The following is a 21,648-nucleotide window of genomic DNA, read 5'->3' on the forward strand; positions in this document are numbered from 1 at the left end:
ACGACCGCTCACCCGGTTCGGGCTCACGCGACAAACCCCGCGAGATTTGCTGTTGTCGCGGCGCAAGAACTCGCCCAAGGTCGCCGCCAGACTCATGGCAGCACGTACCCGGCGTGCCGGACACAGCCAATTTCAATGAGGAGATTCCGATGGACCGCTCACGATTCGACAGCTACATCAGCACCTACAACAGCGGCGACGTCGCCGCCCTCGCGGAGTTCTATGCCGACGACATGATCTTCGAGAACTTCGGCGACCGCCATGAGGGTGCCGACGTGCTCGCCTTCATGGGGCAGCTCCACCACGTCATCACCGACAAGTTCGAGCCCCTCACCGTGGTCATCGAAGGCGACACCATCGCGATGGAGGCCAACTCCGTCATCACCGCCCTGCAGGACCTGCCCGACCTGCCGGCCGGACCGATGATGAAAGGCACATACAACTGCCGAATGTTCGCGTTCTACAAGACGGACGCCGACAAGATCCTGCACGCCCGCGTAGCCGGCTGGCAGCCGATCCCCGCGTAGCCCAGTGGGGGCCAGCCCGTCTCGGCTCGGCCCCCCGACCTCCCGCCCCTGCCGTCCTTCGATGGAGAACCCGATGACTGAAGTGACCCTGCCCGACGCCCGCTTGGTTTCCGCTGGCGACATCGCACTGTCGGTGACCGATGTCGGCGCCGGACCGGCCATTGTCTGGCTGCACGGCAGTGGCCCGGGGGCGAGCGGACTGTCCAACTTCCGAGCCAACCTGCCCGCGTTCGCCGACCACCGCAACCTGGTGTTCGACCACCCCCGCTACGGTCTGTCCGATCGCCCCACCATCAATGGCCCGCTGATCCCTCACAGCGGCGAACACATCCTCGCCGCGCTGGACACCCTCGGCGTCGACACCTTCGCCGTTGTCGGAAACAGCTTCGGCGGTGGCGTCGCCGCGTGGCTCGCCGCCACCGCGCCTGCACGAGTGCGCTCCGCGGTGCTGATGGCACCAGCAGGTCTGCAGCCCCCGGGAATCGCGATCGAGGATCTTCCCTACGGTCTGCAACTGATCTTCAAGGCCATGCGCGACGGCGTCGACCGACCGCTCATGGAAACCTTCATCAACACCATGGTGTTCGACAAGTCCCTCGCCACCCCCGAACTGATCGACGCCCGCCTCGCCGCGGCGCAGCGAAACAACCCCGAGTGGGAAGGCCGGCCGATCGTCGGCGACCTCAGCGAGGTCGTACCGCTGATCCAGGCGCCTATCCAGCTGCTCTGGGGCAAAGAGGACAAGTTCGTGCTCCCCGCCTGGTCGACCTACTGGCTCGACAGACTCTCGGACGTCGAACTGCACGTACTCCCGCACTGCGGGCACTGGTTCCAATACGAACTCAAGGACCGATTCAACGAACTCGCTGGAGAGTTCATCAGGAGGAATGAACAATGACCGACCGCCCCGAAATCGCCCACCTCGGCAGCACGACCCTGTCCACGGCAGACATCGACAAGTCGCTCTGGTTCTTCCGCGACCTGCTCGGCATGGAGGAAGTGGCCCGGGATGGCGACAGTGTCTACCTCCGCGCATTTCAGGAGCTCGAGCACCACTCGCTGATCCTCAAGGATTCGAACGTCAACCAGCTCGAAAGTGTCTCGTGGCGGACCAAGCGCCCCGAGGATGTGGAACAGTTCGCCCGGCAGCTGCACGACTCGGGCATTGAGACGGTCGAGGCACCTGCCGGAACCAAGAAGGGCCAGGGCGATTCCATCCGGTTCTTCACTCCGCACGGCGGTCACCCGTTCGAGTTGTACTACGACATCGACAAGCCGCAAGCGCCCGAAGCGATCCGGTCCAAGCTGCCCAGCAACAGCAGCACCCGCCGCGGACTCGGCGTGCGCCGCATCGACCACGTCAATCTGCACACCGCCGCGGACGCGGTCGGACCGACGGAGGCGTTCCTCAGAGACGGACTGGGCTTCAAGCGACGGGAGTCGTTCAGCGCACCAGGCGGTGGCCCGCTGGTGGCGACTTGGACCTCGGTAACCCCGCAGGTTCACGACGTCGCCGTCGTCGCCAATCCGGGCAACGCCGTCGGGCAGCTGCACCACGTCGCCTTCAATGTGGAGAGCTACTCCGACTCGCTCACCGCCGCTGACGTGCTCCGCGACCACGACGTGCAGATCGACCTCGGCCCCGGCAAGCACGGCATCGGTCAGGCAATGTTCCTTTACGTTCGTGACCCCGGGTCCGGCCACCGCATCGAGATCTACGCCGGCGGATACCTGATCTTCGCGCCGGACTGGGAACCGATCAACTGGAAAGCGGAGAACTTCGCTGACGGACTGACCTGGTATGGCGAGCCGTTCCCCCTCGCGAATCACGCCATGTCCGAGACGACTTCTTCGACGTCGAAGCTGATCTGACCCCGATGAGTTCCATCGCTGACCTGGCCGACCGCCTCTGGCAAGCAGACCAGGAGCGTCAGCCGGTACCTCCGATCGCGGGCGTGGGCGAGATCCGCACGCTTGCGGATGCCTACGCGATCCAGACCGCGAATGTGGCGCGTCGCCTGGCCGCGGGGGAGCGAATCATCGGCCACAAGGTCGGATTGACATCTCTCGCGATGCAGCAGCAGCTCGGGGTGGACCAACCGGACTTCGGAGTCATCACCGATCGCATGACGATCGGGAGCGGCGGCACACTCCATCTTCACGAGCTGATCGCCCCCCGCATCGAGGCGGAGTTCGCCTTCACCCTCGCCCGGGAGATCGGCGCGAATCCAACCCTCGACGAGGTCAGGGCTGCTATCGACAGTGTCGCCGTCGCCCTCGAAATCATCGATTCGCGCATCGCCGACTGGAGGATCGGGCTGCTCGACACGGTCGCCGACAACGCCTCCTCTGCGCGCATCGTCGTCGGTCCTTGGCGACAAGCCACCGATGACATCCTGAATGAGATCATCGCGGCCACGCTCTCCCTTCGCCTCGACGACGAACAAGTCGCATCAGGGCGAGGCGATGCGGTTCTGGGTGACCCATTGGAAGCCGTGCGGTGGCTCGTCGATGCTCTCGGCAACTTCGGCGCCACCCTCGAAGAAGGCGACGTCATCCTCGCCGGCGCCGTTCACGCCAGCGTCCCACTGACAGGCGACCACGACTGGACAGCAGTCGCAGACGGATTCGAGCCTGTGACCATAACAACGAAGGGGTAGTCGATGACCAAGACGAAGGTCGCCATCATCGGATCCGGCAACATCGGCACCGACCTGATGTTCAAGGTAATGCGCCTCTCCGAGGTTCTCGAGATGGGTGTGATGGTCGGCATCGACCCGGCATCGGACGGTCTCGCTCGCGCCGCGCGGCTCGGTGTGGAGGTGACCGCGGACGGCGTCGACGGACTGATCGCCAGCCCGCTGTTCGAACACATCGAAGTCGTCTTCGATGCCACCAGCGCGGGTGCGCACCAGGCGAATGCCGCCAAGCTGCTGCCACTGGGCAAGAAGCTGATCGATCTCACGCCCGCGGCTATCGGACCCTACGTGGTGCCCTCAGTCAATCTCGACGAGCACCTCGACGCGCCGGATCTCAACATGGTCACGTGCGGCGGCCAGGCCACCATCCCCATCGTCGCGGCGATCAACACGGTCACCAATGTCCACTACGGGGAGATCGTCGCCTCGATCGCATCCAAGTCGGCCGGCCCCGGCACTCGCGCCAATATCGACGAGTTCACCGAGACGACCGCTGCCGCAATCGAGAAAGTCGGCGGCGCGGCGCGCGGGAAAGCCATCATCGTGCTGAACCCCGCCGAACCCCCCTTGATCATGCGGGACACCGTCCAAGTGCTGACCGATCGCCTGGACGCCGCAACCCAGGCGCAGGTCGTCGACGCGGTCGCCGCACAGATCGCCGCGGTCGCCGAGTTCGTCCCCGGCTACCGCCTGAAACAACAGGTGCAATTCCTCGAGCGCGGCCAAGAAGCCGACGGTCTCGTGCCCCCGGAACGGCAACGATCCGAATACACGCTCGTCGCCGTGTTCCTGGAAGTTGAAGGTGCGGCCATGTACCTGCCGAGCTATGCCGGCAACCTCGACATCATGACATCGGCCGCCGTCCGCGCCGCCGAGCGACTCGTTCTCAACACACGCATGAAGGCGGCGGTCGCATGATCGCCCGCAAGGTCTACCTCCAAGACGTCACCCTCCGCGACGGGATGCACGCACTCCGACACCGCATCACTCCCGCGAAGGCCGCGCAGATAGCCGCCGCACTCGACGCTGCCGGAGTCGACGCGATCGAGGTGTCGCACGGCGACGGGCTCGCAGGATCGTCGCTCATCTACGGACCCGGATCCCACACCGATTGGGAATGGATCGAAGCCGTCGCCGGGGTCGTGAAGAACTCGATCCTCACCACGCTGCTGCTACCCGGAATCGGAACTCTGCACGAGCTGAAGCATGCCTTCGAGCTCGGGGTCCGGTCCGTGCGGATCGCCACTCACTGCACCGAGGCCGACGTCTCCGCGCAGCACATCTCGACGGCCCGAGAGTGGGGAATGGATGTCTCCGGATTCCTGATGATGTCGCACCTGAGCGACCCCACGTCACTCGCCCAGCAGGCGAAGCTGATGGAGTCCTACGGCGCACATTGCGTCTATGTCACGGACTCTGCGGGCCGCTTGACGATGGACGGCGTCAAGGAGAGGGTGCGCGCCTACCGCGCCGTGCTTGACCCGAACACGCAGATCGGCATCCACGCGCACCAGAACCTCTCCCTCGCCGTTGCCAACTCGATCACCGCAGTCGAAGAAGGCGCCTACCGCGTGGATGCGTCTCTCGCCGGCTTGGGAGCGGGCGCCGGGAACACACCCATCGAACCGTTCGTCGCGGTCGCGAAACTGCTGGACTGGGACATCCGCGCGGAACTGTACCCGTTGCAAGACGCCGCAGACGACCTTGTCCGACCCCTTCAGGACCGCCCGGTGCAAGTTGATCGAGAAACCCTGTCGGTGGGGTACGCCGGCGCCTACTCGAGCTTTCTGCGGCACGCCGAGCGCGCTGCGCGGACGTACCATGTCGACGCGCGGGACATTCTTCTCGAAGTGGGTCGCCGGAAGCTCGTCGGCGGCCAGGAAGACATGATCACCGACATCGCCCTCGATCTGCAGGCAACCGGGTAGACCGGCCGCGCACGAAGGGGCGAGCACTCGGAGTTCTTGGCTATCAGTCTCGGACGTGCCGACCGGCAAGGTGCATCGTCCGCGGCCCAATGACGCAGGGGCGCTGCGGTGCAGCCCGCGCGAGATCGTCACCGCCAGCGGCGCGCTGGAGGCGATCGGCCTCCCCTGGGGGCGACTTACCCCGTCGCGCGCCTCCACGAGCCGCGGCCGGTGACCGCCTGCGGCGCAAGAGGCGACGCTCAAACATATTCCTCAGGATCGCAATTGTTCAGATCTTGACAATTGCAATCCCTATGGATATGTTGACTGCAACGAGCAGGTCGCTCGATCGAAACAGCCCGCTAGGAGCCGTGCAATGCTGCAACGTCAAATCGCCCCAGGTGTCGAAGTCTCTGCCCTGAGCCTCGGTTCGTACCACACCTACGATCGGATGGAACACGATCAGATCGTCGAGTTCCTGCGTTCGGCGGTCGACAGTGGCGTGACCTTCTACGACGTCGGGTACTACGCCCCCGCCGCGATCAGGGACTACCCGGGATCCGACACGGACGTCCGATTCGCAGCCGCCCGCGTCGAGGCCGGAATTCGACGCGACGAATACTTCCACTCGCAGAAGCTCTGGTACGGCCCGACCGCGCCGCGATTTGTCGACCAGCTCGCCATCTCGCTGCCCCGCGCGGGCGTCGATGCCGCCGACTGCGTGGTCTACAACGCGAGCGGGGCGTACTACTTCCGTGAGTTCGTTGATCTGAAAGACATCGCGACCCAGATGGCGGGCCTGGTGCAGAGCGGCCTGACCAAGTTCTGGGCAATCGATGTGATCACGGCTTCCGAGCTGGACGAGCTGTGCTCGTTCGCCGACAAGGAGGGCCTGCCGCTGCCGGCGTTCCTGCAGACGCCCTATTCCTTGGTCGCTCGTGAGTGGGTCGAAGGAACGGAAATGGTCGATGTCCTGACGAAGTGGAACGTGCCCCTGCAGCCCAACAATGTGCTGGGATTCGGTCTGCTCGCGGGGAAGGACGCCAGCAACAGCGGTCGCCCGATGGGTCCGACGCACCTGACAGAGCACGCCGAGCTGGTGTCCGCCCAGGTCGCGGCCGCGGCGGAATCCGTCAACGCCACACCCGCACAGCTGGCGATCGCATTCGCGCTGGCGAACCCGCAGACCCTGTCTGTGCTCTTCGGTGCGAGCAGCACCGCTCAGCTTGAGGAGGACCTCGGCGCGGTCGACCTGTTCGTCCGTGAAGGAGCCGACCGCATTCGCGAAGTCGTCAGCTCAGTCCCTCAGGACCCGGAGCAGGTCATCACCACGGGGGAGCCCTTCATCGACATCTCCAGCTACCCGCCGCGCCCCGAAGTCGCCGAAGCCACGAGGTAGCAGTCCCCGCACCTGGAAGCCGAAAGTGGATCTGGTCTCGCGCCGGCTGGGCCAGATCCACCGTAGGCCGCAGAATTCCTAGAGCTCGATCTCGCCCGAGCGCGTGTCCTCGTCGGGGGGCACGTTGCTCACCAGCTTCTCCAGGAGCCGGCTGAGCTCCGACCGCTCCTCGACCGTCAGATTGTCGGCCCAGTACTCGGCACGTTCGTTGTAGACGGTGAAAGCCTCAGCGAACGCGGCGCGGCCGGCCTCGGTCATCTCGATGATCTCCGTCCGTCGATCGCGAGGAGACGGCTTGCGGCGAATCAGCTTGCGTTTGCTGAGGTTCTCGATGTGTGGAGAGATCGCCGCGCGGTTCATGCCCGAGATACGCGTCAGTTCGCGGTACTCGAGCGGCGAGAACATGTCGAGGATCAGCAGCAGGATGAGTGTCGGCGGCGTCACCGATCGGTGCTCTCGCAGCGACGCCTGCAGATCATAGAAGACGATGTTGCTCGTTCGCCGAAGAGACATCCACACCCGCATCGCCAGTGCGTTCGCGTCGGAGAAGTTCAGGGAGATGTACTCGGTCGCATCGTCGATCAGCGAGTGAGATGTGGTCGAGGCTGAGCTCGCCGCCTCGACGACGCCACCAGCGTCTTCGGTCCGATTCTCTTGCACGTCGTCACCTCGAATGTTGGGGGTCTGCACAGCCCGGTGGGCTGTGCAGTGCCCGCGCAGATCGTCTCACACATTTGCCGGAAGACACTGCGCTGGGGTGCTCGCGATGGATGACTCCCGCCACCTGAGACGAAACGCCGGAGCTGGTCTCCTCCGATCCAGTCTGCCATAAACGATGAGAAAAATAACGATCTAGATCTGAATGGTTCAGGTCTTGACCTTTGTGGTTTCGAGGGCTACCTTGGTGGAAATCGCATCACTCATGACCGCATATACGCATACTCAGAGCCACAGCCAGTAGACCCCCGCAGCGCGAAGAAGCGTCAGCAACACCCGTCACGTTCGAGCACCCGCATCTGCCCAGCCAATGGAGGCACACCATGAGCCAGCACGAAATCAGCCGCCGCACCGTCCTGCAGGGAGCCCTCGGTGGGGCGCTTCTCATCGGCGCGGGAGGCCTGCTCACCGCCTGCGCCCCGCCGGCCTCGAGCGGATCCGGCGCGGGAGGCTCAGGCGGTGTCCTGCGGGTCGGGCTTGTCGGCGGCGGTCAGTTCGACGACATCAGCGACCCGAAGCTGGCACAGACCGACATCGGATTTGCCCGCATGCAAGCCCTGTACGACGCACTGGGGCGAAACAGCACGGAGTTCAAACTGGAGAACCAGCTCGCCGAGTCCTTCGAGCCGAACGCCGACGCATCTGTCTGGACGGTTCGGATCAAGAAGGGCGTCGAGTTCCACAACGGCAAGACCCTCACCGCCGCCGACGTCATCTTCTCGGTGCAGCGCGCGGTCGATCCGAGCGATCCGGCGATCATGGCCGGCAGCCTGCTGCCCTACGTCGACCCCGCACAGATCACCAAGGTTGACGACAACACGATCCGGTTCACCCTGACCGGTCCAGCCTCCTTCTTCCCCGACCGCATGTCGAACTGGGGAATGAGCATCGTGCCCGCCGACTTCAATCCGAACGCCCCCGTCGGCACCGGAGCGTTCAAGTTCGTCAGCATGGTTCCGGGCGACCGGAGCGTGTACGAGCGCTTCAATAACTACTGGGGCGAAAAGGCGATCGTCGATCGGCTGGAGATCATCGACTTCGCGGATGCCACAGCCGCCGTCAACGCACTCATCTCGGGCCAACTCGACGCGATCGGCAGTGTCCCCTCCGGTCAGTTCAAAGCGGTGGAGGGCGCTGGCGCGTCGCTGCTCGTCGCGAAGAACGCACAGCTTCCCGGGTTCGTGATGCGCACCGACACGGCCCCGTTCAATGACAATCGGGTGCGCGAGGCGTTCCGACTTCTCGTGGACCGCGATCAGATGGTCAAGCAGGCCCTCAACGGCTACGGCGCGATCGGAAACGACATGCTGATCCCGAGCGGGAACGACTACCCGGCGGACCTCCCGCAGCGCGTCTACGATCCCGAGAAGGCGAAGTCTCTCCTCGCCGCAGCCGGCCAGTCGGGCATGACGGTCCGCCTCCCCTCCGCACCGAACAACCTGTCCTGGGTACAGCTCGCTCCCGAGCAGTTCAAGGCCGGCGGGGTGACAGTGCAGGTTGACGCGGTCGACGGCAATGCCTTCTTCGCCAACGAGTACCTCAAGGCCCCGTTCAGCAACGGCCAAAGCCCGCGCCAGAATGGCCTGATCGGCATCTCCTCGACGCTATTCAACCCCCGCCTCAACGGAACACACTGGAACGACGAACGCACCACGCAGCTGTTCAACAAGGCGATGCAGACCATCGACATCACCGCGCGCGACGCAATCGTCCGCGACATGCAGACCATCCAGTACCACGAGGGCGGCTACATCAACTGGGGCTTCAGCGACCTCGTCAGCGGGATCGGGAGCCACGTCACGGGGTTCAAGCAGAACAGCGCGGCGATGATTCCGCTCAACAACTTCATCTTCAACCAGATCTCGGTCAACTAGAGATCACGGATCCCCGCTGATGTCGACAGTGAGCCTCCCCGCCGCCCGCACCACTCCGGTGCGCAGTTCGGCGACGGTCGGGTGGGCGTGGTGGCTGACGCGAAGGCTTGGCGCGGGGCTACTCGTGGTGTGGGGAGTGACGGTCTTCATCTTCGTGTCGACGCAACTTCTTCCCAACGACCCCGCGCACGCCATTCTCGGTATTCAGGCGACTCAGGAATCGATCGACGCGCTCACCCGTCAGCTGGGGCTGGACCGCCCGGCGTATGAACAGTACGCGGCCTGGCTGGGCGGGCTGCTGCACGGAGACTTCGGAATCTCACTGGGAACCAAGCAGCCGGTCACCGCGGTCATCGGATATCGATTCTTCAACTCGGTCGTCCTGATGCTGATCGCGGCGGTCATCGCGATCCCGCTTGCCGTCTTTCTCGGAGTGGTCACCGCGGTCCGACGCGACCGACGGATGGACCGGACCGTCCTGTCGGCGGGCATGGTCCTGACCTCGCTTCCGGACTTCGTGATCGCTCTGGCGCTTGTCGTGCTGTTCGCGACGACAGTGACCAGACTGCTGCCCGCCGTGTCAGCCTTTCCCGCCGGCGACTGGCCCACCTGGTACCCCAACGAACTCGTCCTGCCGGTGGCAACGATGGTCCTGGTATCCGTTCCCTATCTGTATCGGCTGTTCCGTGCGTCGATGATCGATGTGCTCGAATCTGAGTACGTCCAGATGGCTCGACTCAAAGGCATCCCGGAGCGAGTGATCATCGTGAAGCACGCGCTTCCGAATGCCCTGGTACCGGGGATCCAGGCCACCGGACTGCTGCTCAGCGGGATGCTGGCTGGCATTGTCATCGTCGAATATGTGTTCCGCTACCCCGGACTCGGCACCGCGCTGACACAGGCGATCAACATCCGGGACCTGCCCGTGATACAGGCAATCGTCCTGATCTACGCGCTGGCAGTCGTGCTCTTCAACCTGCTCGCCGACATCGCAACGATCCTGGCGACACCGAAACTTCGGACGGCGCGGTCATGACCACAATCGAGCGCAATCAGCCGCGTGTGCGGAGGCAGGGTTTCAGTCTCCGCACGTTCCTCAGCTACGGCTACACCCGTGTCGGGTTGGTCATCACATTTGCCGTCGTGGCGATCGTCATCGTGGGTCCCTTCGTAGCGCCGTACGGACCGTACGACATCGTCGGTGCGCCGTTCAGCGAGCCGACCAGTACCGCCTTGCTGGGGACCGATGTGCTGGGGCGCGACGTGTTGTCACGAGTTCTGGTCGGCGGCTTCAATGTGCTGTGGATGGCAACGGCGGCGACGCTTCTCGGTGTCGGGGCAGGACTCATCGTCGGAGTCACGGCAGGCTACTGCGGCGGAGCGACCGACGTCACCATCATGCGCGTCGTCGACATTCTGCTCGCCTTCCCTGCACTGATCCTCGTCATGCTGGTGACCTCGCTGATCGGCCCGTCACCGTTCGTGATCACTCTTCTCGTCGCTCTCGCGTGGCTACCAAGCTCCGCACGTGTGATGCGGGGCGCGACCTCCGAGGTTCGCAACCAGGATTATGTCCTCGCCGCACAGGTCAACGGGGTTCCGTGGTGGCGAATCATGCGGACAGAGGTGCTGCCCAATCTGACCTCACCACTGATGGTCGAAGTCGGATTGCGTCTCACCTGGTCGATTTCACTGATCGCCGCGCTCAGCTTTCTAGGGCTCGGCGTGCAACCGCCGACGGCGGATTGGGGAGTCATGATCAATGAGAATCGTGACGGATTGACTGTTCAACCCCTGGGAGTCATCGCCCCCGCATCGATGGTGGCCCTGTTCACGATCGGAACCAGCTTCATCGCGGAGGGCCTCAGCCGCATGCTCGGCGGCATCGATCGACGACAAGGCGGGGCGTGATGGCGAACATCGAAGTGCGCGATCTGCGCGTGGTGGTCGAGGCAACCGGCGCGGAGATTGTCCGTGGCGTCGACTTCACGCTCGAAGCCGGCGAAATCCTCGGCCTCGTCGGCGAATCCGGCAGCGGCAAGACCACCGTCGCAACAGCGATGCTCGGCCACGCACGCCGCGGGGCGAAGATCGTCGGCGGCTCGGTCCGGATCGCGGGGAAGGACGTCCTCACCGCCACCCAAAGCGAACTCGCTCAGATTCGCGGCCGCGTCGTCGCGTACGTCCCACAGGATCCCGGAACCGCATTGAACCCGGCGCTACGGATCGGGACACAGATCGTCGAGTTGTTGAAGTACCACCGGCCGGACCTGCGGAAGAGCGAGCGCCGGCCGATCATCGTCGAAGCGATGCAGGATGTCCGTCTACCCGCCGACGAGTCGTTCCTGCGACGCTTCCCGCATCAACTCTCCGGGGGACAGCAGCAGAGGGTCTGCATCGCGATGGCCTTCCTGCTGCGGCCCGCCGCGATCATCCTCGATGAACCAACGACCGGCCTCGATGTCACGACGCAAGCACACGTGCTGAAGACCGTGAAGGATCTGTGTGTGCAGCGCGGCGTGTCCGCGGTGTATGTCTCACACGACCTTGCCGTCGTCTCCGAACTCGCGGATCACGTCATGGTGATGTATGCCGGTCTGGACGTGGAACTGGGAGATCAGGCCGCGGTGCTCGGGTCGGCCCGGCACCCGTACACGCAGGGGTTGATCGCCGCGATTCCGGACGCTCGGCAGTCACGGGTGCTGTCCGCGATTCCGGGGACGGCACCGGGACCGGGCAAGACCGTGGGGTGCGCATTCGCGTCTCGCTGCCCGTACGCGGCGGAGGAGTGCAACACGATCGAACCAGAATCGATCCAGGTCGGCCCGGGGCACTCGGCGCGGTGTCTGAGGCTGGATGTCGTACCGCGCACACTGTCTGTCACGGTCGCGGGTCAGGCAATGGAACCGTCAACGGCGCCGCAGCTGCTCACCCTCAACGATGTCTCCTGCGGATACGGCGGGAGGACAGTGGTGAAGAACGTCAATCTCGGCGTCTATCCCGGTGAATGCCTCGCCCTGGTCGGCGAGTCGGGAAGCGGGAAGACGACGCTCGCGCGAGCGATCGTCGGACTGATCGGCGAGCGTGATGGCGACATCCTGTACGAAGGCCGCGCGCTGGAACTGCGGCCAGCCCAGCGAAGCCCGCTGGTCCGCAAGGACATCCAATACATCTTCCAGAGCCCCTACGCATCCTTGAACCCGCGTCGAACGATCAGGCAGATCGTGCGCGACCACATTCGCCAGAACTTTCCGCGGGAATCGTCACGACAGGTGCGGGAGCGCGTGGAGCGAGCCATCTCTCGTGTCGGCCTGCCCGCACGGGTGCTCTCAATGCTGCCCAATCAGCTCTCGGGCGGCGAACGCCAGCGGGTAGCCATCGCTCGAGCCATCGGCTGCGAGCCACGGGTTCTGATCTGTGATGAGATCACGTCCGCGCTGGACGTCTCCGTTCAAGCGGCTGTTGTGAATCTCCTTCAGGAGCTTCGCAGCGACGGTCTCTCCCTCGTGTTCGTGACCCACAACCTCGCGCTTGTGCGAACGATCGCGGATCGTATCGCCGTCATGAAGTCGGGGGAGATCATCGAGCTGGCCACGACCGGCTCATTGCTCGACAGCCCCACTGAGGAGTACACCCGGTAGCTGATGCACGACACACCCGTCTTGACGTTCACATCAGACAAGAAGAAGCGGCCGATCGCGGAGCGAGTCGCCAACGGGAATCTTGATGCGGTGTCAACCGCCCCGGTCCACAGAAGTCCGTCCGCATACCACTAGAAAGGAACTCGCACATGCTCGGAAACCTCACAGGGTGGCATGCCCTGATCATCCTTGCCATCGTCATCCTCCTGTTCGGCGCCGCGAAGCTTCCTGCGCTCGCCAAGAGCGTCGGCCAGTCCGTGAAGATCCTGCAGAAGGAGGCTCGACCCGAGAAGGTCGAGAGCACCGCGACGGTCGAGCCCGCTGCGGCCGTCGAGCCTGCGGTGCTGGCGGCCGCATCTGCGACCCCGGCGCGCACTCTCGACGAGTAGAGATGGCTCGCCGCCAGGGTCCCCGTGACCGCATGACGCTCGCTGCACACCTCCGCGAGTTTCGGAGACGTCTGCTGATCTCAGCCGGCGCGGTCGTGATCGGACTCGTCGTTGGCTGGTGTGTCAGCGGGATCATCTGGACCTGGATGCGCCAGCCCATCACGGACATCGCGCTTGCTCAAAACCGGAACGCAACGCTGAACTTTCCCAACCTGACGGCCGCGTTCGACCTGAAGATGCAACTCGCCATGCTCGTCGCGGTCGTCATCTCAAGTCCGGTGTGGCTGTATCAGATCTTTGCGTTCTTCGTGCCTGGACTGACGAGGCGAGAGCGGCGCTACACCTTTGGATTCTTCGCGGCTGCAGTTCCGGTCTTCGCGGCAGGCTGCGTGACAGGCTGGTTCGTCGTCCCGCAGGTTGTCGCAGTGCTGACAAGCTTCGCCCCCACGGAGGACGCGTCGATCATGGACGCGGGGTTGTATTTCGCCTTCATCATGAAGCTGATGCTCGCGCTGGGTATCGCTTTCGAGTTGCCCGTCTTCCTCGTGCTGCTCAACGCGATGGGAGTGGTCCCCGCCGTGACGATCCGACGCTCCTGGCGTTCCGCGTTGCTGCTGATCTTCGTGTTCACGGCCATCGCGACGCCCGCCGCTGACGTCCTATCGATGTTCCTGCTGGCACTGCCGATCGTCATGCTCTACGTGACGGCTGCGGTCGTAGCCGAAATCCACGACCGGCGCCAAGCGAAACGAACCCGATCGCTGACAGTGGGGGATCCTCTGGCCTCGCTCTCAGCCGATCCGTCCCGGGAGGTGGACGACGATGTTCGGGTTGACATTTGAAAAACTCCTGCTTCTCGGCGTCATCGCCGCGCTGATCTTCGGACCCGACCGATTGCCCACGCTTGCGGCCCACCTGGGCCGCGCGATCGGTGCAATTCGAGGATTCACTGAGACTGCGAAAGCCCGCGCGCGCGAAGAACTCGGCGACGACTACGACGCGATCGACTGGAAGAGGCTCGACCCGCGCCAGTACGACCCGCGCCACATCGTTCGACAGGCGCTCACGCAGACTTCAGAAGGTACGACCTCGAGCCCGTCTACACGCACGGTCAGCGCGATTGACGGCATGTCCTCGCCCACGGAGCCCGTGAAGGACCCCAGCGCCCACGAAGTCGTTGCGCCGATGCCCTCCGAGGAGCGATAAAGCTGATGGCCACGCACGTCCTCCATCCCGGCCCGAGTCAGTACTCCTACTGGTTCGGCGGTGTCGATCCGCTGCTGCGCGTCGCCGCCGGTGACATCGTCGAACTCAGCACCGAGGACTGCTTCGGTGGCAGGGTGACCACACCCGATGACCTTCCCAGCAAGGTCGTCCCCTTCGGCGAACTCAACCCTGTGACCGGTCCGATTGAGGTCATCGGAGCAGAAGCCGGCGATGTCCTTGCGGTGCATTTCATCTCTATCCTTCCGGCGCGCTCGCACGCGGTCTCGAGCACGTTTCCGCACTTCGGCGCGCTGACCTCGACGCGCGAGACCGCGATGCTGCACGATGCGCTGGAAGAGCGGGTTTGGTTCTACGACATCGACCTGGACGCGTTCACGGCCACCTTCCGCGCCAATCGGTCCGAATACACGGTGGAGCTCCCTCTCGACCCGATGCACGGGACAGTCGGCGTCGCCCCGGCCAACGGCGAGGTCCGGCTCGTGGTCACGCCCTCAACGCACGGCGGGAACATGGACACCCCAGAAATCCGGGCGGGCGCAACCCTGTATCTCCCGGTCAACGTGCCCGGTGGGATGCTCTCGATCGGCGACGGACACGCCAGACAAGGGGAGGGCGAACTCTGCGGCACCGGGCTGGAATCCGCCATGGACACGGTCATCGCCATCGACCTGATCAAGGATGTTTCACTCTCGTGGCCGCGAATCGAGAATGACGAGTTCATCATCAGCACCGGCTCCGTGAGGCCCCTCGAGGACGCCTACCGCATAAGCCAGCGCGACCTCGTTGGTTGGACGTCCGATCTCACAGGGATGGACGTTCTCGATGCCTATCAACTGGTGAGTCAGATGGGCCTCGCCCCGGCAGCGAACGTGTGCGACCCGAACTACACCATGGTCGCCAAGCTTCCGAAATGGACGCTGAAGGATGCCCAGGCCTTCGGGGGAGCTCACAGCAGGCTGCGGGCGGCGGCGGACGCCTATCGACTTGATGGCCCCCCTCGCATCCGGGCCACGAGCGTCGCCCGCCAAGGCTAAGGGCACTCGCTCAGCCGCCTAACGCGACCTTACGGAGCAGTGAACGAAGTTGCGAACGCTCGGTCGCGGTCAGCGGCGCTAGAGACCGAGCTTCCTCCGTCCGCGCAGCCTCGTAGGCCAGTGTGTACAGATCACGCCCGGCTGCGGTGGCCGCTATCGTCTTCGCCCGCCTGTCTCCCTCAGCCCTCGCCCGAACAACCAACCCGCGATCTTCAAGCGCATCGACGATCGAGACGACTTGGCTCGCGTCGAGACGCAAGAAGCTCGCCAGTTCCGTCTGCGACGGATCCAGACCGCTGCACGCGAGCGAAAGCACCGAGTACTCCCGAACCTTCAGATTGAACGCACCAAGAGCTGCGTTCGCGCGGGATGTTCCGATAGACCGTGCCCGGGCCAGCAGGAATTCGATCTCGTCCGCCAGGTCCGTGTCCGCGAGACGCGGCGAAGACTTTTCATCCGCCAATCCGGTGCTCTCCTCTGGCTCCACACTGTGCAATCTTGAGTGTCGCACGGGTGTCGCCCTATACCCGTGAGCACCTGCCGGAGGGGCAACTGCGACGGCTATCCGACGCGGAAGGCGGAAGCCTCGCCGGCCCCGGTGGCGAGCTGAGCACTGGCGATCTTGGTCACCCCGGGAAGGCGAGCGTTTGGAGGAGTTCGGCCAGCTGGTCCCGCTGACGTGAACTGATCTGACCGTGCAACTCTCGCTCAGCGGCCCGGGCGGCGAGCTGTGCTGACACGAAGCAATCTCGGCCTTCGGCTGTCGCGACGACGACATTGTTGCGCCTATCTGCCGGGTCCGCTTCGCGTCGGACCAGACCGCGGTCCTCCAGGTCGTCGACAAGCGCGACAACCTGGCTGGGGTTGAGTCGGAGGAAGGCTGCGAGATCGCGCTGAGACGGGCGGATGTCGTCCATTGCAAGCGCGAGGACGGAGTAGGAACGCACGCGCAGACCGTGTTCGGCGAGGGCCGCATTGCCTGCGGCCAGCGATAACGCATTCGCTCGGGCAAGGAGAAAGCTGAGATCACGCGTCAGACCAGACCCCCGCATGCGATCATCTGGCGGCGCAACGGGTTCGGCTGTCGATTCCGCAGTGCTCCTCACATCAGCCAGCATACCAAATTGTACAGTGCACGATCATTGACATATTCAATCATAATGCGCTGTAATGGTCGAGCGGTCGACGGTTCGTTCGAGTTCATGTCGCGCCCAGACTAAGGAGTGGTCATGTCGTTGAACGGCAAGGTAGCAATCGTCACCGGATCGGGTCGCGGGCTCGGCTTGGCCTATGCCGCCGAGCTGGCTCGTCTCGGCGCGGCGGTCGTGGTCAACGATGTAGACGCGCAGACCGCCGCAGACGCGGTCGCGTCCATTGAGACTGCAGGCGGGCGGGCGGTGGCCGTTGTCGCGCCTGTCGGGCCCACCGAGACGGCGAAGCTGCTCGTCGCGGCCGCGGTCGAGAACTTCGGCCGGCTCGACATCCTCGTCACCAACGCCGGGGTCCTGCGCGACACCGTGCTGTGGAAAATGAGCGACGACGACTTCGACACCGTGATCGGCGTGCACCTACGCGGCACCTTCACCACGGTCCGCGAGGCGGTGCTGCACCTGCGGGAGCAGAGCGAGGGTGGCCGCATCATTTGCATCGGCTCGCCCACCGGACAGCGGGGCAATTTCGGTCAGACCAATTACGCCGCGGCCAAGGCGGGCATCGTCGGGATGGTGCGCACGTGGGCGCTGGAGCTCAAACGCGCGGGCATCACCGCGAATGCCGTCATACCGGTCGCCGCGACCGCGATGACCGCCACTGTCCCATACTTCGCCGCAGCCGTCGAGGCCGAAGCGGCCGGCGAGCCGATGCCCGCGTTCTTCCGCCACGATCTCGGTTTCGGCACGTCCGACGACGTGGCCGGGTTGGTCGCGTATCTGGCGTCGGATGCCGCAGCCGGCGTGACTGGTCAGGCGATCGGGGTGGGTGGCGACCGGATTCAGCTCTGGTCGCACCCCGAACCGGTCGTGACCGGCTACCGCGAAGGTGGCTGGACGTATGAAGCCCTCGAGGAGTCGTTCGGTGACGTGTTCGGCGCGGAGTTGCAGCCGGTCGGGGAGCGGTTCCCGCCGCTGCCGGAGGAACTCCAGGGCGCCTCCGCTAACGCCTGAGATCGTTCCACTTTGCGCACCCGACGACCGGACAAAACATGACGCGCTACGAACCCGCGATCGATGTCGACGCGCTCACGGCGATCGACGTGCACGTGCACATCGAGGTCGACGTCCATGGGCACTCGTCGCTGCCGCCGGCGTTGGTGGAGGCCGCCTCGACCTACTTCAGCACCGATGGTCCGCGCCCGGATCTGGATAGCGTCGCCGCTTACTACCGGGAGCGGAGGATGGCGGCCGTCGTGTTCACGGTCGATGCGACCACCCGGCTGGGGCATCCTGCCATCTCGAGCGCCGAGATCGCGGAGGGCGCGGCACGCCACAACGACGTGCTGATCCCGTTCGGGTCGGTCGACCCGCTGCAAGGCGCTGCGGCGGTTGACGCCGCACGCCGACTGGTCGAGGAGAACGGGGTGCGGGGCTTCAAATTCCACCCGACCGTGCAGGGATTCGATCCGAGTGACGAGCGCTACTACCCGCTGTACGCGGCGATCGAAGAGCTCGGTGCGGTCGCGCTGTTCCACACCGGTCAGACCGGCATCGGGGCGGGCCTTCCCGGTGGGTACGGATTCAGGCTCGGGCTGTCGAACCCGATGCTGCTCGACCCGGTGGCGGCTGATTTCCCCAGGCTGCAGATCATCATGGCCCACCCGTCGGTGCCGTGGCAGGACGAGGCTCTTGCGGTCGCGACACACAAGCACAACACCTGGATCGACTTGTCCGGGTGGAGCCCGAAGTACTTCCCCGCCGAGCTGGTCCGCTACGCCAACTCGGTGCTGAAGAACCGAGTGCTCTTCGGATCCGACTTCCCCCTGCTCACCCCGGACCGCTGGATCCGCGACGCGGAAAGCACCGCCCTCAAGCCCGACGTGATGCCCGGCATCATGCGCGACAACGCCACACGGCTGCTCGGACTCACCCGCTGAGCCGCAGCATCCACCCTCTTCTCACGATCGCAAGAAAGGCAGATCATGACCATCACCCGCCCGTACGCCGACGCTGCCGGTCTCGCCGGCACCGACCTCGGATTCACCGACTGGCTTGAGGTCACGCAGGATCGCGTCGATCTGTTCGCGGATGCGACCGACGACCACCAGTGGATCCATGTCGATCCGGAGCGCGCCAACGACGGCCCGTTCGGCGCACCGATCGCGCACGGCTTCCTCACCCTCTCACTGGCCGTGAAGTTCTGGTCCGAGCTGTTCGATCTCGACGGCGTCACGACGAAGGTCAACTATGGACTCGACAAGGTGCGCTTCATCTCTCCCGTCAAGGTCGGCTCCCGCGTGCGCATGACGGCGACCATCGCCGAGGTGGCCGAGGTTCCCGGCGGGTACCAGTTCGCGGTCGATCAGACGATCGAGATCGAGGGGGGAACCAAGCCTGCCGTCGTCGCCCGCGGTCTCTACCGCTTCTACGCCTGATCCCGCATCCGGGGCGCCGGGCCGGCGTTCCGCGTAACACGCACCTCGACGGGGAGGACCATGATGCATCAGCAGGGCCTCGGCGCCTGGATGGCCAAGCGCCGTCTGAAGACGCCCGAGAAGACGGCGCTGATCTCCGGCGATGGCGAGGCCATGACCTACCGGCAACTCGCCGACGGTGCCGACAGCGTCTCGGCGATGCTCTGGCATCGCGGCATCCGCAAGGGCGACCGCGTTGCCTACATCGGCGAGAACAGCCCCGAGTTCATTGAGGTGCTGTTCGGGACGGTGCAGCTCGGCGCGGTGTTCGTGCCGATCAACACGCGCCTCGCGCCGCCCGAGATCACCCACGTCCTCACCGACTCCGGCGCGCGCGTGCTCATCCACGACCCCGAGTTCACCGACCGCGTCGCACCCGGCGTCTCCGCGGTGCGCATCGATCACGTCATCCGCACGGGCGAGGGGGATGACACAAACCCCGGGCTCGCGCGGCGGACGCGCACCGCGCGCGCGGGCCACAGCGACGCCGAGGCGGTGCTGACCGATCCTGCGGCGATCATCTACACGTCCGGCACCACCGGTCGTGCGAAGGGAGCCGTCCTCTCCCACGAGAACCTCACCTGGGTCGCCCTCAACTGCCTGGTCGACTACGACGTCGTCTCCACCGACGTGGCACTGATGATCTCACCCCTCTTCCACGTCGCGTCGCTCGGGATGGGGCTGCTGCCGGTCATCCTCAAAGGCGGCACCGTCGTGCTCGAGAGAGGGTTCGACGCCGGCCGCGCACTCCGACTGATCGAACAGCACGGTGTCACCATGCTCAGCGGTGTGCCGACGACCTACCAGCTGCTCGCGGACCACCCGGACTGGGCCGCCACCGACATCTCCAGCCTCAGCAAGCTGACATGCGGTGGGTCCGCGGTGCCCACCCGCATCCTGAATGCCTACGAGGAGCGAGGTTTGGCGTTCTCGCAGGGCTACGGCATGACCGAGACCTCGCCGGGCGCGACGTCGTTGTCGCCGACGATGACGCGTGCCAAGCAGGGCAGCGTCGGTCTCGCTCACTTCTTCACCGACGTCCGCATCGCTGACGAGACCGGCGCGATGGTCACGCGCGGGACGGTGGGAGAGATCCACATCACGGGCCCCAATGTCTTCCTCGGGTACCACAACCTGCCCGATGCGACCGCCGAAGCGTTCTCGCCCGACGGGTGGTTCCGCTCGGGCGACCTCGGCTACCTCGACCCCGACGGCTACCTCTACATCTCCGACCGGCTCAAGGACATGATCATCTCCGGCGGCGAGAACATCTACCCTGCCGAGGTCGAGAACCTGATCAGCGCCGTCGATGGCGTCACCGGCGTCGCCGTCATCGGCATCGCCGACGATCAATGGGGCGAAGTCCCGTGGGCAGTCATCACAGTCAATGACACGGCGTCGGTTACCACTGAGTCCGTTCGCGCGCTGCTCAATGGGCAACTCGCCCGCTACAAACTCCCCCGCAACGTCGTCATCGTCGACGAACTGCCGCGAACGGCATCCGGGAAGATCCGCAAGGCCGACCTGAGAGCGCGATACTCAACCTCGCCATCCTAAGCCGGGTGACGTCAGAGGCGCCTAGCGCGCTTCTCGGAAAGGCCGTGCCCGCGCTGATCGAGAGTGATGATCCGGCGCGATTTGCCCAGTTCATCGAACTGATGCTTGAACATCGACTGCGTCTGCTCCCAGCAGTGCAGCATGACGAGCGGAACGCCTATGCCGCCTCTGTCTCGGTAGTTCAGCTCGTCGTTGGTGGTGACGTGCTCATCGGTGCGTCTCCTCGCAGATGTGATCAGATTCAGCGGGCACGCATGTGCTGTCCGCCGTCGACGGGAAGGATCACCCCGCTGATGAAGCCCGCGGCGTCGGACGCCAAGAACAGACTCGCCTCGGCGACATCCCACGGCGTTCCCATCTTGCCGTTCGGCGTCATCTCGTTGCGCGCGCGAACCATCTCCTCGACTGTCTCGTACTGCGAAGAGATCTCTCGATAGATGAACGGCGAGTCGATGATGCCGGGCGCGACGGCGTTCACGCGGATGCCGTGACGCGCGTACTGAAGCGCCAATGTCACGGTCAGCTGATTCACTGCGGCCTTCGCAGCGCTGTAGGCGGGATAGGGATAGCCGGTGTCGCGCAACGCTGCCAGGGAAGAGATGTTGACGATCGCCCCATGACCTTGCTCCACCATGACGGGCAGGACGTACTTGCAACTGAGGAACACCGACCCCAGATTGATCGCCATCGAGGAGTTCCAGTCATCCAGCTCGAGATCGGGCGGGAGGCCCATCTGGGTGGTGCCGACATTGTTGTGGAGCACATCAATCGTTCCGAACTGCGCAACAGTGCTCGTCACGACTCGGCGAACGTCGTCCTCGGACGTCACATCGCTGCAGATTGCGAGTGCCGTGCCACCATCAGCGAGGATCTGCTCAACGGCGCTACGCGCGCTCGCTTCGATTCGATCGACCACGACCACGTGCGCTCCCTCGCGAGCATACGAGACCGCCGCCGCGCTGCCGTTGGAGTGGGCGCCCCCTGCCATTCCACCGCCGAAGAGGAGGACAACCTTGCCCTGGAAGCGCATCGTGCCCACGGTCCGACCATAC

General features: G+C 64.7%; 23 protein-coding genes. 19 read left to right on the plus strand and 4 right to left on the minus strand.

Annotated elements, in window-relative coordinates; translation table 11 throughout:
- Positions 1 to 149: 149 nt before the first annotated feature.
- From ABD212_RS17655 to ABD212_RS17685, 7 genes are all read left to right on the plus strand, one after another.
- Positions 150 to 527 (plus strand): nuclear transport factor 2 family protein, encoded by a 378-nt coding sequence (locus tag ABD212_RS17655; RefSeq protein ID WP_344097197.1) that lies wholly within the window; start codon positions 150 to 152, stop codon positions 525 to 527.
- Between the two features lie 61 nt (positions 528 to 588).
- Positions 589 to 1,425 carry an alpha/beta fold hydrolase gene (locus ABD212_RS17660; protein ID WP_344097200.1) on the plus strand — a complete coding sequence of 279 codons (837 nt, stop codon included), beginning with the start codon at positions 589 to 591 and terminating at the stop codon, positions 1,423 to 1,425.
- Complete coding sequence (locus tag ABD212_RS17665; protein ID WP_344097202.1) at positions 1,422 to 2,399, plus strand: VOC family protein; 978 nt, start codon at positions 1,422 to 1,424, stop codon at positions 2,397 to 2,399. The genes ABD212_RS17660 and ABD212_RS17665 overlap by 4 nt, the downstream gene beginning before the upstream one ends.
- A gap of 5 nt (positions 2,400 to 2,404) precedes the next feature.
- On the plus strand, positions 2,405 to 3,187 hold the full coding sequence (locus tag ABD212_RS17670; protein WP_344097204.1) for a 2-keto-4-pentenoate hydratase: 783 nt from the start codon (positions 2,405 to 2,407) through the stop codon (positions 3,185 to 3,187).
- Between the two features lie 3 nt (positions 3,188 to 3,190).
- Positions 3,191 to 4,144 (plus strand): acetaldehyde dehydrogenase (acetylating), encoded by a 954-nt coding sequence (locus ABD212_RS17675; protein WP_344097207.1) that lies wholly within the window; start codon positions 3,191 to 3,193, stop codon positions 4,142 to 4,144.
- Positions 4,141 to 5,154, plus strand: coding sequence for a 4-hydroxy-2-oxovalerate aldolase (dmpG, locus tag ABD212_RS17680; protein ID WP_344097209.1), 1,014 nt, complete (start codon positions 4,141 to 4,143; stop codon positions 5,152 to 5,154). Before ABD212_RS17675 ends, dmpG begins: the two co-directional genes overlap by 4 nt.
- A gap of 355 nt (positions 5,155 to 5,509) precedes the next feature.
- Positions 5,510 to 6,532, plus strand: a complete 1,023-nt coding sequence (locus ABD212_RS17685) for an aldo/keto reductase (protein WP_344097211.1) — start codon at positions 5,510 to 5,512, stop codon at positions 6,530 to 6,532.
- Between the two features lie 78 nt (positions 6,533 to 6,610).
- Here ABD212_RS17685 and ABD212_RS17690 read toward each other — a convergent pair whose 3' ends face one another.
- Positions 6,611 to 7,192, minus strand: coding sequence for a MarR family winged helix-turn-helix transcriptional regulator (locus tag ABD212_RS17690; RefSeq protein WP_344097213.1), 582 nt, complete (start codon positions 7,190 to 7,192; stop codon positions 6,611 to 6,613).
- Positions 7,193 to 7,572: 380 nt separating this feature from the next.
- Between ABD212_RS17690 and ABD212_RS17695 the strand changes: the two genes are divergently transcribed.
- From ABD212_RS17695 to ABD212_RS17730, 8 genes are all read left to right on the plus strand, one after another.
- Positions 7,573 to 9,123 carry an ABC transporter substrate-binding protein gene (locus ABD212_RS17695; protein ID WP_344097215.1) on the plus strand — a complete coding sequence of 517 codons (1,551 nt, stop codon included), beginning with the start codon at positions 7,573 to 7,575 and terminating at the stop codon, positions 9,121 to 9,123.
- Between the two features lie 19 nt (positions 9,124 to 9,142).
- The gene (locus tag ABD212_RS17700) at positions 9,143 to 10,159 is read left to right on the plus strand and encodes an ABC transporter permease (RefSeq protein ID WP_344097217.1); all 1,017 of its coding nucleotides are present in this window, start codon (positions 9,143 to 9,145) and stop codon (positions 10,157 to 10,159) included.
- Positions 10,156 to 11,034: an ABC transporter permease gene (locus ABD212_RS17705; protein WP_344097219.1), complete on the plus strand. Its 879-nt coding sequence runs from the start codon at positions 10,156 to 10,158 to the stop codon at positions 11,032 to 11,034. Before ABD212_RS17700 ends, ABD212_RS17705 begins: the two co-directional genes overlap by 4 nt.
- Positions 11,034 to 12,764 (plus strand): dipeptide ABC transporter ATP-binding protein, encoded by a 1,731-nt coding sequence (locus ABD212_RS17710; protein ID WP_344097222.1) that lies wholly within the window; start codon positions 11,034 to 11,036, stop codon positions 12,762 to 12,764. Before ABD212_RS17705 ends, ABD212_RS17710 begins: the two co-directional genes overlap by 1 nt.
- Before the next feature lie 149 nt (positions 12,765 to 12,913).
- Positions 12,914 to 13,153 carry a twin-arginine translocase TatA/TatE family subunit gene (locus ABD212_RS17715; protein ID WP_344097224.1) on the plus strand — a complete coding sequence of 80 codons (240 nt, stop codon included), beginning with the start codon at positions 12,914 to 12,916 and terminating at the stop codon, positions 13,151 to 13,153.
- Between the two features lie 32 nt (positions 13,154 to 13,185).
- The gene (gene tatC, locus ABD212_RS17720; protein ID WP_344097227.1) at positions 13,186 to 13,995 is read left to right on the plus strand and encodes a twin-arginine translocase subunit TatC; all 810 of its coding nucleotides are present in this window, start codon (positions 13,186 to 13,188) and stop codon (positions 13,993 to 13,995) included.
- Positions 13,985 to 14,359, plus strand: coding sequence for a twin-arginine translocase TatA/TatE family subunit (locus tag ABD212_RS17725; protein WP_344097229.1), 375 nt, complete (start codon positions 13,985 to 13,987; stop codon positions 14,357 to 14,359). Before tatC ends, ABD212_RS17725 begins: the two co-directional genes overlap by 11 nt.
- Before the next feature lie 5 nt (positions 14,360 to 14,364).
- Entirely contained in the window at positions 14,365 to 15,414 is a 1,050-nt protein-coding gene (locus tag ABD212_RS17730; RefSeq protein WP_344097232.1) for an acetamidase/formamidase family protein, read from the plus strand.
- Between the two features lie 10 nt (positions 15,415 to 15,424).
- Here ABD212_RS17730 and ABD212_RS17735 read toward each other — a convergent pair whose 3' ends face one another.
- Together ABD212_RS17735 and ABD212_RS17740 are read right to left on the minus strand one after the other, a co-directional pair.
- Positions 15,425 to 15,877, minus strand: a complete 453-nt coding sequence (locus tag ABD212_RS17735) for a MarR family winged helix-turn-helix transcriptional regulator (RefSeq protein ID WP_344097234.1) — start codon at positions 15,875 to 15,877, stop codon at positions 15,425 to 15,427.
- 163 nt (positions 15,878 to 16,040) lie between these two features.
- Positions 16,041 to 16,532 carry a MarR family winged helix-turn-helix transcriptional regulator gene (locus ABD212_RS17740; protein ID WP_344097236.1) on the minus strand — a complete coding sequence of 164 codons (492 nt, stop codon included), beginning with the start codon at positions 16,530 to 16,532 and terminating at the stop codon, positions 16,041 to 16,043.
- A 111-nt stretch (positions 16,533 to 16,643) separates the two neighbouring features.
- Here ABD212_RS17740 and ABD212_RS17745 point away from each other — a divergent pair, with 111 nt between their 5' ends.
- The 4 genes from ABD212_RS17745 (at position 16,644) to ABD212_RS17760 (ending at position 20,596) form a co-directional block, all read left to right on the plus strand.
- Entirely contained in the window at positions 16,644 to 17,576 is a 933-nt protein-coding gene (locus ABD212_RS17745; RefSeq protein ID WP_344097237.1) for an SDR family oxidoreductase, read from the plus strand.
- 38 nt (positions 17,577 to 17,614) lie between these two features.
- Positions 17,615 to 18,502 carry an amidohydrolase family protein gene (locus tag ABD212_RS17750; RefSeq protein ID WP_344097238.1) on the plus strand — a complete coding sequence of 296 codons (888 nt, stop codon included), beginning with the start codon at positions 17,615 to 17,617 and terminating at the stop codon, positions 18,500 to 18,502.
- Positions 18,503 to 18,547: 45 nt separating this feature from the next.
- Complete coding sequence (locus ABD212_RS17755) at positions 18,548 to 19,000, plus strand: MaoC family dehydratase (protein ID WP_344097239.1); 453 nt, start codon at positions 18,548 to 18,550, stop codon at positions 18,998 to 19,000.
- 63 nt (positions 19,001 to 19,063) lie between these two features.
- Complete coding sequence (locus ABD212_RS17760; protein ID WP_344097310.1) at positions 19,064 to 20,596, plus strand: acyl-CoA synthetase; 1,533 nt, start codon at positions 19,064 to 19,066, stop codon at positions 20,594 to 20,596.
- Positions 20,597 to 20,837: 241 nt separating this feature from the next.
- On the opposite strand, the gene ABD212_RS17765 is transcribed toward ABD212_RS17760, so the two are convergent.
- A complete protein-coding gene (locus tag ABD212_RS17765; RefSeq protein ID WP_344097312.1) occupies positions 20,838 to 21,626 on the minus strand; it encodes an SDR family NAD(P)-dependent oxidoreductase in 789 nt (262 codons plus the stop codon).
- Positions 21,627 to 21,648: the final 22 nt, after the last annotated feature.

It is taken from the genome of Microbacterium deminutum (genome assembly GCF_039530205.1).
Lineage (GTDB): Bacteria > Actinomycetota > Actinomycetes > Actinomycetales > Microbacteriaceae > Microbacterium > Microbacterium deminutum.

Excerpts from the sequence above, each read along its gene's own strand:
- ABD212_RS17655 (WP_344097197.1), top strand. The coding sequence starts at position 150 with ATGGACCGCTCACGATTCGACAGCTACATCAGCACCTACAACAGCGGC.
- ABD212_RS17660 (WP_344097200.1), top strand. The coding sequence starts at position 589 with ATGGAGAACCCGATGACTGAAGTGACCCTGCCCGACGCCCGCTTGGTT.
- ABD212_RS17665 (WP_344097202.1), top strand. The coding sequence starts at position 1,422 with ATGACCGACCGCCCCGAAATCGCCCACCTCGGCAGCACGACCCTGTCC.
- ABD212_RS17670 (WP_344097204.1), top strand. The coding sequence starts at position 2,405 with ATGAGTTCCATCGCTGACCTGGCCGACCGCCTCTGGCAAGCAGACCAG.
- ABD212_RS17675 (WP_344097207.1), top strand. The coding sequence starts at position 3,191 with ATGACCAAGACGAAGGTCGCCATCATCGGATCCGGCAACATCGGCACC.
- dmpG (WP_344097209.1), top strand. The coding sequence starts at position 4,141 with ATGATCGCCCGCAAGGTCTACCTCCAAGACGTCACCCTCCGCGACGGG.
- ABD212_RS17685 (WP_344097211.1), top strand. The coding sequence starts at position 5,510 with ATGCTGCAACGTCAAATCGCCCCAGGTGTCGAAGTCTCTGCCCTGAGC.
- ABD212_RS17695 (WP_344097215.1), top strand. The coding sequence starts at position 7,573 with ATGAGCCAGCACGAAATCAGCCGCCGCACCGTCCTGCAGGGAGCCCTC.
- ABD212_RS17700 (WP_344097217.1), top strand. The coding sequence starts at position 9,143 with ATGTCGACAGTGAGCCTCCCCGCCGCCCGCACCACTCCGGTGCGCAGT.
- ABD212_RS17705 (WP_344097219.1), top strand. The coding sequence starts at position 10,156 with ATGACCACAATCGAGCGCAATCAGCCGCGTGTGCGGAGGCAGGGTTTC.
- ABD212_RS17710 (WP_344097222.1), top strand. The coding sequence starts at position 11,034 with ATGGCGAACATCGAAGTGCGCGATCTGCGCGTGGTGGTCGAGGCAACC.
- ABD212_RS17715 (WP_344097224.1), top strand. The coding sequence starts at position 12,914 with ATGCTCGGAAACCTCACAGGGTGGCATGCCCTGATCATCCTTGCCATC.
- tatC (WP_344097227.1), top strand. The coding sequence starts at position 13,186 with ATGACGCTCGCTGCACACCTCCGCGAGTTTCGGAGACGTCTGCTGATC.
- ABD212_RS17730 (WP_344097232.1), top strand. The coding sequence starts at position 14,365 with ATGGCCACGCACGTCCTCCATCCCGGCCCGAGTCAGTACTCCTACTGG.
- ABD212_RS17740 (WP_344097236.1), bottom strand. The coding sequence starts at position 16,532 with ATGCTGGCTGATGTGAGGAGCACTGCGGAATCGACAGCCGAACCCGTT.
- ABD212_RS17745 (WP_344097237.1), top strand. The coding sequence starts at position 16,644 with ATGTCGTTGAACGGCAAGGTAGCAATCGTCACCGGATCGGGTCGCGGG.
- ABD212_RS17750 (WP_344097238.1), top strand. The coding sequence starts at position 17,615 with ATGACGCGCTACGAACCCGCGATCGATGTCGACGCGCTCACGGCGATC.
- ABD212_RS17755 (WP_344097239.1), top strand. The coding sequence starts at position 18,548 with ATGACCATCACCCGCCCGTACGCCGACGCTGCCGGTCTCGCCGGCACC.
- ABD212_RS17760 (WP_344097310.1), top strand. The coding sequence starts at position 19,064 with ATGCATCAGCAGGGCCTCGGCGCCTGGATGGCCAAGCGCCGTCTGAAG.
- ABD212_RS17765 (WP_344097312.1), bottom strand. The coding sequence starts at position 21,626 with ATGCGCTTCCAGGGCAAGGTTGTCCTCCTCTTCGGCGGTGGAATGGCA.